14 protein-coding genes are annotated in these 14,763 nt (G+C 41.2%); 9 read left to right on the top strand and 5 right to left on the bottom strand.

Annotated elements, in window-relative coordinates:
- Positions 1–11: 11 nt before the first annotated feature.
- From artJ to P2E05_RS14155, 4 genes are all read right to left on the bottom strand, one after another.
- Entirely contained in the window at positions 12–755 is a 744-nt protein-coding gene (gene artJ / locus P2E05_RS14170) for an arginine ABC transporter substrate-binding protein (RefSeq protein ID WP_276122847.1), read from the bottom strand.
- A gap of 18 nt (positions 756–773) precedes the next feature.
- Positions 774–1,502 (bottom strand): arginine ABC transporter ATP-binding protein ArtP, encoded by a 729-nt coding sequence (artP, locus tag P2E05_RS14165; protein WP_276122846.1) that lies wholly within the window; start codon positions 1,500–1,502, stop codon positions 774–776.
- A 104-nt stretch (positions 1,503–1,606) separates the two neighbouring features.
- Positions 1,607–3,082 (bottom strand): DUF2867 domain-containing protein, encoded by a 1,476-nt coding sequence (locus P2E05_RS14160; protein WP_163862669.1) that lies wholly within the window; start codon positions 3,080–3,082, stop codon positions 1,607–1,609.
- 142 nt (positions 3,083–3,224) lie between these two features.
- Positions 3,225–4,124, bottom strand: a complete 900-nt coding sequence (locus P2E05_RS14155; RefSeq protein WP_154635650.1) for a lysine exporter LysO family protein — start codon at positions 4,122–4,124, stop codon at positions 3,225–3,227.
- Between the two features lie 456 nt (positions 4,125–4,580).
- Between P2E05_RS14155 and P2E05_RS14150 the strand changes: the two genes are divergently transcribed.
- The 8 genes from P2E05_RS14150 (at position 4,581) to P2E05_RS14115 (ending at position 13,688) form a co-directional block, all read left to right on the top strand.
- On the top strand, positions 4,581–6,245 hold the full coding sequence (locus P2E05_RS14150) for an ATP-dependent nuclease (RefSeq protein WP_154621788.1): 1,665 nt from the start codon (positions 4,581–4,583) through the stop codon (positions 6,243–6,245).
- Between the two features lie 81 nt (positions 6,246–6,326).
- Positions 6,327–7,433 (top strand): macrolide transporter subunit MacA, encoded by a 1,107-nt coding sequence (gene macA / locus P2E05_RS14145; RefSeq protein ID WP_154621787.1) that lies wholly within the window; start codon positions 6,327–6,329, stop codon positions 7,431–7,433.
- Between the two features lies 1 nt (position 7,434).
- The gene (macB, locus tag P2E05_RS14140; RefSeq protein ID WP_154621786.1) at positions 7,435–9,378 is read left to right on the top strand and encodes a macrolide ABC transporter ATP-binding protein/permease MacB; all 1,944 of its coding nucleotides are present in this window, start codon (positions 7,435–7,437) and stop codon (positions 9,376–9,378) included.
- A 285-nt stretch (positions 9,379–9,663) separates the two neighbouring features.
- Positions 9,664–10,524, top strand: a complete 861-nt coding sequence (locus P2E05_RS14135) for a purine-cytosine permease family protein (RefSeq protein ID WP_276122845.1) — start codon at positions 9,664–9,666, stop codon at positions 10,522–10,524.
- The gene (locus P2E05_RS14130) at positions 10,454–11,011 is read left to right on the top strand and encodes a cytosine permease (RefSeq protein WP_276122844.1); all 558 of its coding nucleotides are present in this window, start codon (positions 10,454–10,456) and stop codon (positions 11,009–11,011) included. Before P2E05_RS14135 ends, P2E05_RS14130 begins: the two co-directional genes overlap by 71 nt.
- Before the next feature lie 11 nt (positions 11,012–11,022).
- A complete protein-coding gene (locus P2E05_RS14125) occupies positions 11,023–11,868 on the top strand; it encodes a nitrilase-related carbon-nitrogen hydrolase (protein WP_163862665.1) in 846 nt (281 codons plus the stop codon).
- On the top strand, positions 11,865–12,614 hold the full coding sequence (locus tag P2E05_RS14120; RefSeq protein ID WP_154623178.1) for an IclR family transcriptional regulator: 750 nt from the start codon (positions 11,865–11,867) through the stop codon (positions 12,612–12,614). The genes P2E05_RS14125 and P2E05_RS14120 overlap by 4 nt, the downstream gene beginning before the upstream one ends.
- Before the next feature lie 135 nt (positions 12,615–12,749).
- The gene (locus P2E05_RS14115) at positions 12,750–13,688 is read left to right on the top strand and encodes a DUF1177 domain-containing protein (protein WP_154623177.1); all 939 of its coding nucleotides are present in this window, start codon (positions 12,750–12,752) and stop codon (positions 13,686–13,688) included.
- 102 nt (positions 13,689–13,790) lie between these two features.
- Here the strand turns inward: P2E05_RS14115 and cspD are convergent, their stop codons facing one another.
- Positions 13,791–14,042 (bottom strand): cold shock-like protein CspD, encoded by a 252-nt coding sequence (gene cspD, locus P2E05_RS14110; protein WP_154623175.1) that lies wholly within the window; start codon positions 14,040–14,042, stop codon positions 13,791–13,793.
- A gap of 384 nt (positions 14,043–14,426) precedes the next feature.
- On the opposite strand from cspD, the gene clpS reads away from it, so the two are divergent.
- A complete protein-coding gene (gene clpS, locus P2E05_RS14105; protein ID WP_154623173.1) occupies positions 14,427–14,747 on the top strand; it encodes an ATP-dependent Clp protease adapter ClpS in 321 nt (106 codons plus the stop codon).
- The last annotated feature ends 16 nt before the right edge of the window (positions 14,748–14,763 follow it).

Genomic DNA, 14,763 nt, shown 5'->3' with positions numbered 1-14,763 from the left:
AACAGTATCGATTATTGTTCAAACCATTTTTTATAGATAACGTCATAAGTACCATCTGCTTTGACTTCTGCGAGTGCCTTATTCATTTTATCTAATAACTCTTTATTACCTTTACGTACTGCAATACCGAGACCAATGCCGAAGTATTGTGGGTCTGTGACTTTTTCACCAATAGGTGCTAAGTTTTCGTTACCTTTAGCTTTTAGCCATTCGTCGGCAACCGCAGTATCGCCAAACACGGCATCAATACGGCCATTTTGTAGGTCAAGAATGGCAGATTGATAGTTATCATAAGGCACAGTTGTCATACCTTTATGTTGTTCCATGATGTATTTTTGGTGAGTTGTTCCGTTTTGTACACCAATTTTTTTACCTTGCAGTTGATCGACCGAAGAAACCTTCTCTTTAATGGCGATAAATTCGGCTGAGTTAGGATAGTAAGTATCCGTGAAATCAACTTGTTTTTGACGATCTGGCGTAATATCTATTCCTGCCATTAATGCTTCAAAACGACGGAATTTTAGACTTGGGATCAAGCTATCGAAGGATTGGTGAGTAAATGTGCATGTCGCATTCATTTTTTCACACATAGCATTTGCCAAATCAACATCAAAGCCAACGATTTGGTTATTTTTATCGAACATTTCAAATGGTGCGTATGTTGCTTCTGTTGCAAAACGGATAGTCTCTTTTTCCGCCGCAGTTGCAGATAAGGTTACAGCGCCAAGTAGTGCAGCTAATATCATTTTTTTCATTGCTTAATCCTATATCTATTAATGTGACAGATAGTTTGCAAATGCTTGAGTTTGAGGAGCAGTGAAGTGGCTAGCATCCCCTTGTTCAATAATATGGCCGTTTTCCATATACACCACACGGCTAGCGGCTTTACGGGCGATCTCTACTTCATGAGTAACGATAACCTGTGTAATTCCTGTTGCTGACAATTCCCGAATAATATCGACAACTTGTGCCGTAATTTCAGGATCAAGTGCCGCAGTAGGTTCATCAAATAGCAGCACTTGGGGTTCCATCATCAGTGCACGGGCAATGGCAACACGTTGTTGTTGACCACCCGATAAATGTAACGGAAAACGTGTTGCGAATTGTGTTAGGCGTAAACGCTCTAGCAATTTCTCCGCTTTGGCTTTTGCTTCTTGACGTGACAGCTTTAAAACTCGGCATGGTGCTTCAATAAGGTTATCTAAAACGGTCAAATGTGGCCACAAGTTGTATTGTTGAAATACCATACCTACATTTTGGCGCAATGCACGGATCGCCTTGGCATCGGGTGTAGATGCAAAGTCAAATTGCTGACCTGCAATGTTAAGCAAACCTGAACGTGGCATCTCGAGCAGATTTAACACGCGTAATAAAGAGCTTTTACCAGCGCCGCTAGGACCGAGTAACACCATGGTTTCTCCGGCTGGGCACTCTAAGTTAATATCAAAAAGTGCCTGATGAGAGCCGTAAAAACAGTTTATATTTTTTAATTGAATGCTCATGCTTACCAATAATACCTTGTTTAATTGACACAGATATTAATCCTGTAAGCATATTTATGCAATATTGTATGCATAAAAATTTGGTTTTTATCTTCAATCAATGATTATTTTGAAGATAATTGCTCTGTTTGTGGTTTATGAGCACGCTGTTTATCGCGTTCAAAAGCCAGCTCACTGATGCGTTTTGCCATTCCTTTAAAAATAAATAAATGTGCTGGCATCATGGCGAACCAATACAGTAATCCACTGAAGCCAGCAGGATGCCACCAAGCACGTACATCAATTGAACGGCGACTTCCGGTATCATGAATCGTAAAGGTGAGACGGCCTAAACCTGGCGCTTTCATACCAAATAATAAACTAAGCTGTTTTTCTGGTTCGATATTAATCACTCTCCAGCCATCGATCTCATCACCTAGCTGAAGTTCTTCGCGATCAGGCCGACCATATTTCACCTTGTTTAGCATCATGTCATCCATAATCGCACGGGTCTTCCAAAGGGCATTGGCATAAAAGTAGCCATCTTTCCCCCCAATTTGTTGTACGACGTGCCATAAAGATTCTGTGCTGGCGGAGGTACCGAGGGTAAAACCTGCTTGTTTAGGATAAAAACCATAACCTGGGCGCCAACGTTTTTTAACTTCAGGATCGTATCCCCAATCTGCATTATCGATCGCATCGGCTTCTTGAGATAAAGTCATTCTGACAGCATCATCAAATGAAACTAACGTTTGTGGGATCAATTGGCGTAGCGCTTTATCATCTGCTGGCAGATCATGTTGTAGGCCTTGGATCAACTCTTTCGCAATGGAAGGTGGTACTGAAGTGATTAGACTAATGAAATGTACCGAAATCATACTGATTGGAATGGGAATAGGGATCAGTAACCGACGTTTGCCGCTGATTTTGATAAAGCGTTTAAATAATTCTTGGTAGCTCATATATTCTGGGCCACCGGCATCATAGATATGATCTTCCGTGACAGGCAGTTTTGCGAATTCAGTTAAATAATAAAGGATATTACTCAATGCGATTGGTGATGATTTTGAGCGAACCCAACGTGGCGGAGTCAAAATGGCTAAGTTGTAAACCATATCACGCATGATTTCAAAGGCGGCGGAACCCGAACCAACAATGATAGCTGAGCGAATTTCGGTGACAGGCACTTTGCTTTCGCGCAGGATCTCTCCGGTTAAACGGCGAGAGATTAAATGCTGTGAATAACTATGGCCATGCTGTAATGAACTAAGATAAATGACATGTTTTACATTAGACTCATCAAGCGCTTGCTGAACATGACGTGCCGCAGTGCGTTCACGTTCAATGAGATTGGCTTGATCCGCCATGCTATGAACGAGGAAATAGACAATATCGATTTCCTGCATAATATCATTGAGTGTTTCAGGATCTTGTAAATCAACATAGATGCATTGCGTGTCTTGCCAACCTTGGGAGAGCATCCAATCTACACGTCTTGCTGCTGCTGTCACTTGATGGCCTTGTTTAATTAATTCAGGGATTAAATTCTGCCCGATATAGCCACTCGCCCCCAAGACTAAAATACGTTGTTTTTCACTCATGTTGGTTTCCTATTTCGCACTCATCTAACGCTATTGTGACTGAAATTCTACTTATGTAAAGCGCTGTTAAATATCGTCATTTTAGGATACCTGCTTATTCACTTAGTCATGAATAAGCAGGTGGATATAAAGAAAAAGGGGGTTAGGTAAAGAAGGCCATTAAGATAGGGGTAACGAGACTCAGCACGAAGCCATGAACAATCGCTGCGGGAACAATAGAAACCCCTCCACTACGCTGGAGAACGGGAAGTGTAAAATCCATTGACGTGGAGCCACATATCCCTAAAGCCGTAGAACGGTAGCGATTAATCATTAGAGGAATTAGCATAATTGCGGCAAGTTCACGAGCAAGGTCATTAAAGAACGCGGCACTTCCCATAACAGGGCCGTAAGCATCGGTTAATACGATACCCGTTAAGGAATACCAGCCAAAACCTGAGGCTAATGCCAGTCCCATTTTGACCGGTAGACCCAATAATATTGCAGCAATAGCACCACCTGCGAGTGCACTGACGGCCATTACAAAGGCAATCGTTGTACCACGACGGTTAACTAATATCTGTTTAATACTCATGCCACTGTTACGTAGTTGCAAGCCAACTAAGAGTAATAGGGCCATTAAAGCTATTTGGCTACCTTTATCGGCATAGTGAAGAAAATCAAAGCCGGTTAAGCCGACCAAGAAACCGATTAACAAAACACCACATAGCTGGAGTGATTCGAAAACCATCTTGATACGTGAAGGCGGTTTTTCTTGTTTATGCTTTGGAATTTTCCAAGGATCAAGCTTATCTAATAGCAAGAGTGAAATCAGGTTGAGCGAAAAGATACAACCAAAAAATGTTAGTGCGTAGATTAAAATGGAAAAGAGGTGAACACTTAAGTTTTCAAGTAAGGCGAGTGTAACCCCCATTAAAAATAAAATGATATATACCATTGAATTTAATGCACGATGGGTAATATCTAAGATCTTTTTATTTTTTATAGGGATAAGATAACCTAGTGTTAACGGTAGTAAAATAATGAGTAGTCCTGAATACATTTTGCATCCTTAAATTTATCCCATTAACAAGGAGTTATATAATCATTATTATATTTTAAAATGATTTTGCCTGTATCCTGTTTTTATAACAGCAGGCCAAATACTTTTATTACAACAACTATTACAGCAACGTCTTTTTCTCTAGCTATCGATAAAAAATAGGATAAAAAGACTAAAAAATAAAGTTTAACTATTTTATAACACTAAAAATAGATGCTCAATATGGTTCGCTATACTCGGTATACTACAAGTGTATTGAATGGTTGACTACCTGCATTTTTGTTAGCGATTTGGCTCTACATGCTTTTCCAATCCATTTATCTACTGTTTTACTACGTGTCGAATTATTTAGAGTATATATTGATGTAAATATATTTAATTTTTGAGCACTCTTATAGTCAGTCTATCGGTTAATAAGGTAAGCTCTAAAAATAGTGAATAGCAAGGAGAGGGTGTATGTATCTGGAACGTGTGGAAATATACGGTTTTAGAGGGATTAACCGGCTCTCATTAGCTTTGAATAAAAATACGGTTTTAGTAGGTGAAAACTCGTGGGGAAAGTCGAGTCTTTTAGATGCATTGACTCTCTTACTTTCACCAGAACAGGAACATTATCAGTTTAATAAGCACGACTTTTATCATCCAACGGGCGATGATACTTCGCGGTTTCGTTCATTACAGATAGTGCTTAAATTTTGTGAAAATCGGCCCGGACGCCATCGTTCATTTCGTTTTCGTCATCTTAGTTCTGTTTGGGTCGATAATGGTGATGATTTAAAACATATTTTTTATCGTGTTAGTGCAGTATTAAATGACGATGGAAGCATTAGTGTTGATCGTAGTTTCCTTAATGCGGGAGGAAACAAGTTATCTTTGGATAATGTCGGTAAGTATATTAAAGAAATTATTCGTTTGTACCCTGTTATCCGTTTACGTGACGCCCGTTTTCTCCCCTCATTAAACACCGAGACCATTGTGTCAGGTGAAAAAGAAGTTCGTGATATTTTTAATGTACGTATGGAAGAACTGACGCGAGCCTTGATCAATAACCCACAAAGGCTGAGCGATGAAGAGTTAGTTGAAGGCGTTGATGCAATGCAGCAATTACTCAGCCATTATTTTGCTGGGCAAAGCGCATTCATGTTTCAAGAAAAGAATGAAACGATTAAAATTGAGCCCCGCAAACGAGGTTGGCAGGCCTTAGATAATATCAGCCGCATTATTGCTAAACCCAATCAACGTAATATCCGGTTGATTATATTAGGAATGTTTTCTTCTCTGCTACAATCAAAAGGCAATATGCAACTGGATAAGTATGCTCGGCCTCTCGTCATTGTCGAAGACCCTGAGACACGATTACACCCGATTATGTTGTCGATTGCTTGGGGGCTGTTAAATCTTTTTTCTCTACAACGTCTTACGACAACAAACTCAGGGGAGCTTTTATCACAGGTTCCCATTGAAAATATTTGCCGTTTAGTACGGGATTCCGGCAAAGTCTCTGCTTATCGTTTACGAGAGAATGAGTTATCCGCAGAAGAAATTCGTAAAATCTCCTTTCATATCCGTTTTAACCGGCCTTCTGCAATGTTTGCTCGCTGTTGGTTACTGGTGGAAGGAGAAACTGAAATTTGGTTGATGAATGAGTTAGCTAGACAATGTAATTATTACTTTGAAACCGAAGGGATCAAGGTGATTGAATTTGCACAAAGTGGTCTTAAGCCTTTGTTAAAGTTTGCCAATGGAATGGGTATAGAATGGCATACATTGGTTGATGGTGACGAAGCAGGCAAAAAATATGCGGCAACGGCGATTAGTTTTGCTGAAAAAATGCATGATACAGAGCGCGACCGATTAACACGGTTACCCGCACCCGATATGGAGCATTTTTTGTATCGTGAAGGCTTTGGGCATCTTTACCACGAAATATCGGGGATCCCTGATAACGCAAAAGTGTCCACGCGACGAGTGATTATTAAGGCGATTTCAAAAGCCTCAAAACCTGACCTTGCGATAGCCATTGTTAACCGCGCGGCAGAATTAGGGCCCGACTCAATACCATCACAACTCAAAAGCATGTTTTCACGAGTCGCGTGGCTAGCGAGGGGGAAAGCTTACTAAGTAACATCATAAGCAGGTTTTGAAGAGAGTGAATTTTTGAGGGGGCGTAGCCCTCTCTTTATTGTTATAGGTATGGATTGAATGAGAGCAAATTCACGTAAAAAAAAGTGGCTGATTTCTTTATCAGTAATTTTGATTTTGATGGTTATCGCATTGTTATTTTTTGGGGGAGAACAAAAAGAAGTCTTTCAAACAGTTTCTGTGACGCGAGGTGATTTAAATAAGCAAGTTCAAGCAACAGGGAAACTGGACGCGGTCAGAAAAGTTGATGTTGGGGCGCAGGTTAGCGGGCAACTACAAACCTTGTATGTGAAAGAGGGCGATAACGTCAAAAAAGGCGATTTACTTGCTGTTATCGATCCCCAAAAAGCACAAAACGATGTTACCGAATCTCAAGAAACGATTCATGAGTTAGAATCTAATTTAGCCTTAGCAAAAGCGGAATTACGTTTAGCAGAGGTGACTTACCAACGCCAATTGAGTCTATCCAAACTTCAAGCGGTTTCTAAACAAGATTTAGATAAAGCGCAAACAGATGTTGAAGTGAAAAAGGCACAGGTAGCAACGTATCAATCACAGATTAAGCGTAATCAAGCCACTTTAGATACCGCTAAAACGAATCTTAAATACACGCAGATTACCGCGCCAATGGATGGCATTGTGACCTTTATTAAAACATTACAAGGTCAAACGGTGATAGCGGCGCAAGAGGCTCCTACCATTTTAACGTTAGCCGATCTCGATACCATGCTAGTAAAGACTGAAGTATCAGAAGCTGATGTGATTTATCTTAAGCCTGGTCAAGCGGCCTCATTTACCGTATTAGGTGCTCCCGATAAACGCTTTTCAGGGGTATTGAAAGATATTTTACCGACGCCTGAAAAAATTAATGATGCAATCTTTTACTACGCGCGTTTTGAGGTGCCTAATCCTCAGCATTTACTGAAATTGCAAATGACGGCACAGGTGCAAATTGATCTCGAATCACATAAAGATGTCCTGCTTTTACCTTTGTCGGCATTAGGCACAGAAGTTTCACCGCAGGTGTATGACGTTGAGATCCTTAATGGTGAAAATGCCGAGAAGCGCCAGATAAAAATTGGTAGCCGCAATGATATTTATGTTGAAGTCATTGATGGCTTAAAAGAAGGCGAACAGGTTATCACTAGTCGCAGCACGGTGGATTAATATGTCGGCCTTATTAGAACTGAAAGGGATAACTCGACGTTATCCCGCTGGTGAAACCGAAATTACCGTACTGAAAGACGTCTCACTAAAGATTGAAGCAGGGGAGATGGTTGCCATTATTGGCGCTTCAGGCTCAGGTAAATCAACATTAATGAATATCATTGGATGTTTGGATAAGCCGAGTTCAGGCGAGTATTTCGTTGCTCAACAAACAATTTCACAGCTTGATAATAATCAGTTAGCGGAATTGCGTCGAGAGCACTTTGGTTTTATTTTTCAACGTTATCATTTGTTAAGCCATTTAACGGCGGAGCAAAATGTTGAGGTTCCAGCCGTTTATGCGGGGGTGGGCAAAACACAGCGACGTCAAAGAGCGATTGAATTACTGGCCAAATTAGGGCTTAAAGAACGCGCAGAATATCGGCCTAATCAGCTGTCTGGTGGGCAACAACAGCGAGTCAGTATTGCACGAGCATTAATGAATGGCGGTCAAGTGATCCTTGCTGACGAACCTACAGGTGCTCTTGATAGCCATTCAGGTGAAGAGGTCATGAAAATCCTCAAAGACCTGCGCGCACAAGGTCACACCGTAATCATTGTTACTCATGATCCAAAAGTGGCCCAGCAGGCTGAACGCATCATTGAAATTAAAGACGGTGAAATCATTCGTGATTCCGGAACAGTGACAACGTCAGCACCACCGCGATTAAAAAAATCCGCACCGAGAAAAATGTCCTTGTCACAAATGTACGGCCGATTCAGTGAAGCACTGTTAATGGCATGGCGTGCCATGGTCGTGAATAAAATGCGTACCTTATTGACGATGCTGGGCATTATTATTGGTATTGCGTCAGTCGTCTCTATCATGGTGATAGGGGATGCTGCACAGGGAATGGTACTTAATGATATCAAATCAATTGGTACGAATACCATCTCAGTGTATCCAGGCGAGGATTTTGGTAGCGATAATGCACAAGACCGGCAATCGTTAAAACCAGCCGATGTTGATGCCATTGCAAAGCAGCCCTATGTTCAAGCGGTATCTGGTGAGTTATCTCAATCAACTCGATTACGCCGAGGCAATTTAGATGCTTCAGCACGATTATTAGGCGTTGGGCGTGATTATTTTCAAGTTTATGCCGAAAAATTTTCTGAGGGGATGAACTTTACTGAAGATATGGTGAGACGTAGAGCTCAAGTGGTCGTGATTGATGCTAATACGAAACGACGTTTTTTCCCTAATCAGAAACAAGTGGTTGGTGAAACTATTTTGATTGGTAATATGCCAGCAACGGTGATTGGGGTATTAGCGGAACAAAAATCAATTTTTGGTTCAGATAATTCATTATCGATTTGGTTGCCTGATACCACCGTCAATAGCAAAATCGTAAACCGACCTTATTTGGATAGTATTGTTGTTAGGGTTAAAGAGGGCATTGATGCCAAAGTAGCAGAGCAACAAATCACTCGTTTGTTAACACTGCGACACGGTAAAAAAGATATTTTTACCTATAATATCGACACGCTAGTGAAAACCGCCGAAAAAACCACGCGTACGATGCAGCTATTTCTCACCTTAGTGGCTGTTATTTCACTGGTTGTTGGCGGGATTGGGGTAATGAATATCATGTTGGTGTCTGTAACAGAGCGCACACGAGAAATTGGTATTCGTATGGCTGTAGGAGCACGAACGAGTGATGTGATGCAACAATTTTTAATTGAGGCAGTGCTCGTCTGTTTGATGGGGGGAGGAATGGGCATAGCCCTTTCTTATGGTATCAGCCTACTTGCTCAAATGGCATTACCTGGCTGGGAGTTTGTTTTTCAGCCAATCGCGTTGATTAGTGCATTTGTGTGTTCGACTGCGATCGGTATTATTTTTGGGTTCTTACCTGCAAGAAGTGCCGCTAGATTAAACCCTATTGATGCGTTAGCCAGAGAATAATTTCCCTCTTTTTTCAAATTTGTGAAGCACCTCTAATCATTAAAGAGGTGCTTCAACATCCTTATTTTTATATTAATTTCCCTTCTAAAGGTTTTGTTTTCCGTCTTTAGTAATATTTCGACACCTAAAAATATATCTTAAAAGATAAATTTTACTTGCGATTTGGTAGCGAAGGCGGATATCATTCATCTCGTGGAATAAATGAAACCCAGTTCCATAAAATGGAACCGGATAATAAGCCAAAAAAAATTTAACAGCAAAGATTCTCACAGCAGGAATACTAAAATGGCGAATAAAATGGGTGAAGATTATTCTCTGGCTAGGGTACCTCTCAGTGCCCGTCGGCCATTTTATGAAGTCCTAATAATCCGTATTGGTTCACTGGCCTGTGTTTCACAGGTGATGTTAGGGGCCGCTCTCGGTTATGGACTGACTTTTTGGCAAGCGTTTTGGGCCACCATGCTAGGTTCAGTTATTTTACAAGTCGTTAGCTGGGCATTAGGTGCAGCTGCGTGCCGCGAAGGAATGTCAATCAGTCTACTGTCACGGTGGTCTGGGTTTGGTAAGTTAGGATCTGCTCTGATTGGTGGCGCTATTGCGATTTCACTGATGGGGTGGTTCGGCGTACAAAACGGTTTCTTTGCGGATGGTATGTATAAAGCGACGAATGTGCTAACACCAGGGACTTGGTCGCTTATTACAGGTATTGCGGTGACGATTATTACGGTATATGGGTATCGCTTTTTATCTATTACCGCCAATATTTCAACGCCGCTATTTTTACTCGCGTTAGTCTGGGCAACTTATAATCTGCTTTCAGGGCAGGATATTAGTGTCCTTATCAGTAGTGCTGAACCAGCAGGGCCTCTTATGACTTTACCCGCGGCCATTACTATGGTTGCTGGTGGGTTTATTATTTCCGCTGTCACAACGCCCGATATTAGTCGTTTCATGAAAAGCCCAAAAGAGGTTTTTTGGATGACTCTTATCGGGACTTTTTTTGGTGAGTTGTTAGTTAATATGATCGCCGTATTGATGGCCGCTGGCATTACATACGTCTCAGGTATTCGATTTGATGATGACACTAACTGGGCTAGTTGGCGCATCAATTGTTATCTTCTCAACCATCAAAATGAACGATATTAACCTATATTCATCATCTTTAGGTTTTTCGACTTTATTGAACGCTATTTTTAATAAACGTTTTGATCGTCGTTATCTCACATGGGTCATTGGTATTTTTGGCACTATTGCTTCAATGCTAGGTATTTTAGATAACTTTATTGGTTTTCTGATTTATTTAGGAATAGCGATTCCGCCTGTTGCTGGCATCATGGTCATTGATTACTACTTATTAAAACGTGATCGTAAAGAATTAGAGACAACAAGAGCGAAAGGGGAACTCCCACTGACTTGTGAGGCGTTTAACCCTATTACGCTAATTGTTTGGATCATTGCTGTGATCGTCGGTTGGCTAAGTTCTGAATTAGGTCCTTTTAATGCCGACTTTGGTGTACCTGCACTGAATTCACTGCTTGCAAGTGCTCTTCTATATTGGATTGGAATGCGTTGGCAAGCTCGCATTAGAGGTGTTGATACGGTTCAATTCCGTAAAGTAAGTCACTCAGATTAAGGATGAGAGCGATGAGTAATCACATCGTTAAAGTTGCGCTTGCACAATTTAATTCTACGCTTGGTGATAAGACCCAAAATTTACAGCGTATGACGGATTTTTGTCATCAAGCCGCTGAACAAGGCGCTAAGCTGATCTGCTTCCCTGAATTGGCAACAACAGGTTATCGAGGCGATTTGCTCTCTACGCGATTATGGGATCTTAGCGATAGTACAGGCAGTGAAACCTATCAATTATTCAGTTCACTGGCTACCCGTTTGGATCTCACTATTGTGAGTGGTTTTGCCGAAAGAGGTCATTATTTAGGCGAGGTATATAACTCTGTCGGTGTCTGGAACCCAGGGTGTGAAGATATCAGCGGTGTTTTTCGCAAAGTTCATGCATTTGGCATCGAAAAACAGTGGTTCAGCTGTGGCAGTGACTATCCCGTCTTTGAGACGCCAATCGGCAAAATAGGCATCATGATTTGTTATGACATGGGCTTCCCCGAGGTGGCACGAATTCTGACTTTAAATGGTGCAGAATTATTGATCGCACCTTCTGCATGGTGCATCCAAGACAGAGACATGTGGGATATTAATACCGCTTGTCGTGCTCTTGAAAATGGGACTCACGTGCTAGCAGTGAATCGTTGGGGTCATGAAGGTGATTTACATTTGTTTGGTGGAAGTAAAATTTTAGGTCCTAGAGGACAACTTCTTAATGAGGCTCGCTGTGATAGCGAGGCATTGCTCATGGGAGAAGTAAACTTTCTTGTTCAGGCACATACTCGCCTGAATATTCCTTATTTAAGAGATCGAAAACCACAAAGCTATCAGGCATTGGTGCAAAATTCTCCGTTTACAGGTGAGTTATGAGTATTCTCTCAAGTGTTGTCGATGTATACCGTTTGTTTCTTCGCTCAGGCGATGAGCTTACAGTGACAACGTTAGTTAATGAATTGGGAATGCCAAAAAGCTCTGCATCGCGTTTATTAAAACAGATGGCGGAGTATGGCTTACTCGAAAAGAAAAATGATGCGCCTATTTATCGTCCGGGTTTGATCATTATGGAATTAGCTCATCATGCTAGAGGGATGAACCCTGTTATTGATATGGTGCTTGAATCGCTGGATGAGCTGACGAAAGAAACGGGTTATACCACTTATGTCTCTTTAAGAGATAAAGATAAGGTTCGGGTCGTGCATGCCCGAATTGGTAATAGTATGTTGCAAGTCATCACTCGACCGGGAACTAAGTTACCGATAGCGGGGACTTCGACAGGAAAAGCCTTGCTGTCTCGTAACTCGTTAAGCGAGCGCGAGGTGATTATTTGCCAAGAACCACAAGAGAAACAAGATCAGTTACGTCAAGAACTGAATATGATTGAAGAACGGGGTTGGGCATATTCGATTAATGAATCGGTTCCAGGAGTGGCTTCTGTATCGAGTACTGTTTATGACCCAGCGCAAGGTACCCTCTATGCATTGTGCTTGAGTTTACCTGCATCACAGATTACGCCTGAATTATTAGACCAGCTAGCCACACAAATATGTCATAAAGCATCCTATATTGGCAGCATGGTAGGCGATTCTTATTGGTTAAAACGTAGTATTAAACCATAAACATAACAATTAAATTTTATAGTGCGTGAATACGCCTTCACCAGGAAATAGGGTCAATTATCTGTTGTTATTCTCAATAATTTGCGAAATAACAACAGAATTGACCTGAAGTTGTAAAAATACCAAGGGTAAAATATGAGTTTAAAACAGACCCTGTGCGCTTACGAGTTAATCGATAGTGCCGTTGTTAGTGGGGATGATATTGTTGCCTTATTTAAGCATTTCACTGGCGTTGAGGTATCCTCAAAAACAGTGCAAGACGAAAAAGGGCAAAGTGATTTTGTTCGTATAGTCATTCCAGGAAGTCAGGGGAAATTACAAGGTAAAAACACACCGACACTTGGCATTATAGGTCGTTTGGGCGGAATTGGCGCGAGGCCATCGCGTATTGGCGTTGTCTCTGATGCCGATGGTGCGATCGCGGCGATTGCGGCGGCGCTAAAACTCGCCAATATGCGTGAAAGCGGTGATATTTTGAAGGGTGATGTGATTATAACAACACATATCTGCCCAACAGCACCGACCCGTCCTCATAGCCCCGTTGATTTTATGGATTCCCCTCTTAATGATGAGACGATGAATCAACATGAAGCCATTCCTGAAGCTGATGCCATATTATCGGTAGATACAACCAAGGGAAATCGCTTACTGAACCACAAAGGGTATGCATTGTCGCCGACAGTTAAAGAAGGTTATATCCTACCGGTTGCTGAAGACTTATTGCGATTAATGGAATGGAGCAGCGGGCAACATGCGGTGACCTTCCCACTCGCAGTGCAAGATATTACACCTTACGGTAATGGCTTACACCACATCAATAGTATTATGCAACCATCGGTATCAACCACAGCGCCTGTGGTGGGGGTTGCTATTTGCACACAAACGATTGTCCCGGGGTGTTCCACAGGTGCCAGCCATGAAGTGGACATTGCTGCCGCGGTGAAGTTTATGATTGAAGTTGCTAAAGAATTTAGTAGCGGGCATTGCCAATTCTATGATGAAGAGCAGTTTGCTTTACTTAAATCACTTTACGGTGACCTATCATTTTTGCAAACACACAGCCGCCCGCGCTGATCTCTGCATATTGTTTAGAAATAGACACAGTTAACTACCAAAAATTGTCATGTCATCATTACTGAACGCATGAAGTAATTAACTGTGCTCTATTAGGCTGAATTATTCTTGAGGCGTTGCCTCCGCACTTGTATTATTCAATGTACCATTTTCAATCGGAATGATGAGATTGGCATGGTTTCCTTTTGGGCCAGTATTAATACTAAAATTGACTTTCTGGCCAGCCTTTAATGTCCTGTAACCATCCATCTGTATGCAGGAGTAATGAGCGAAAATATCTTCTCCCCCATTTTCTGGGCAGATGAAACCAAAGCCTTTGGCGTTATTGAACCATTTAACTGTACCTGTCTCCATACATCGTCCTTCGTATTTACAAGTTGTGTTTGACATAAATGCATAATCACTATGCATCGACTAAGTATAATTACCCATATTGACTGTCTGCAAATCATACTGTAGTGAATTGCCTTCGGACGTCAAGCGATCAGTTTGCGGATTTTTGGCAAAGTGATAAAAATTTGATATGGCTAACGCTCCTTCCTTTATAAACTTTGAAGTTGGTCACAAACTATTGGTCATATGAGTTACTTTGAATAGCGTGTTACACTGTTATTAGAGTGAATCAATGATTGATAAAACAAATGATTCTCACGACATTTAATTGTTATCTTGATTAATAGAAATCATTGATAATAAAGGTTATGCTTAATTGAATCTTAACTCCGAGCACGACAAGTAATGAGCGATTTTCTTGGTACATTTAAAACAGATGTCATTATTAAGGATGAAGTGGAACAAGTCTTACAGCCACCTTCAATGTATAAGGTTATATTAAATAATGATGACTACACTCCAATGGATTTTGTTGTTGAAGTGTTACAAAAATACTTTTCTTTTGATGAAGAACGCGCTACACAGATAATGTTAGATGTTCATTTTCAGGGAAAAGGGGTTTGCGGTATTTTTACGGCAGAGGTTGCTGAAACAAAAGCGGCACAAGTTAACAGCTATGCGCGCGAACATGAGTACCCTTTGTTGTGCACAATAGAAAAAGTGTGAACTAGCTAATATCAAT

The sequence above is a fragment of the Providencia stuartii genome (assembly GCF_029277985.1).
GTDB lineage: Bacteria > Pseudomonadota > Gammaproteobacteria > Enterobacterales > Enterobacteriaceae > Providencia > Providencia zhejiangensis.
The sequence above is the reverse complement of the archived record's forward strand: the minus strand, read 5'-3'. Positions and strand labels throughout refer to the sequence as shown.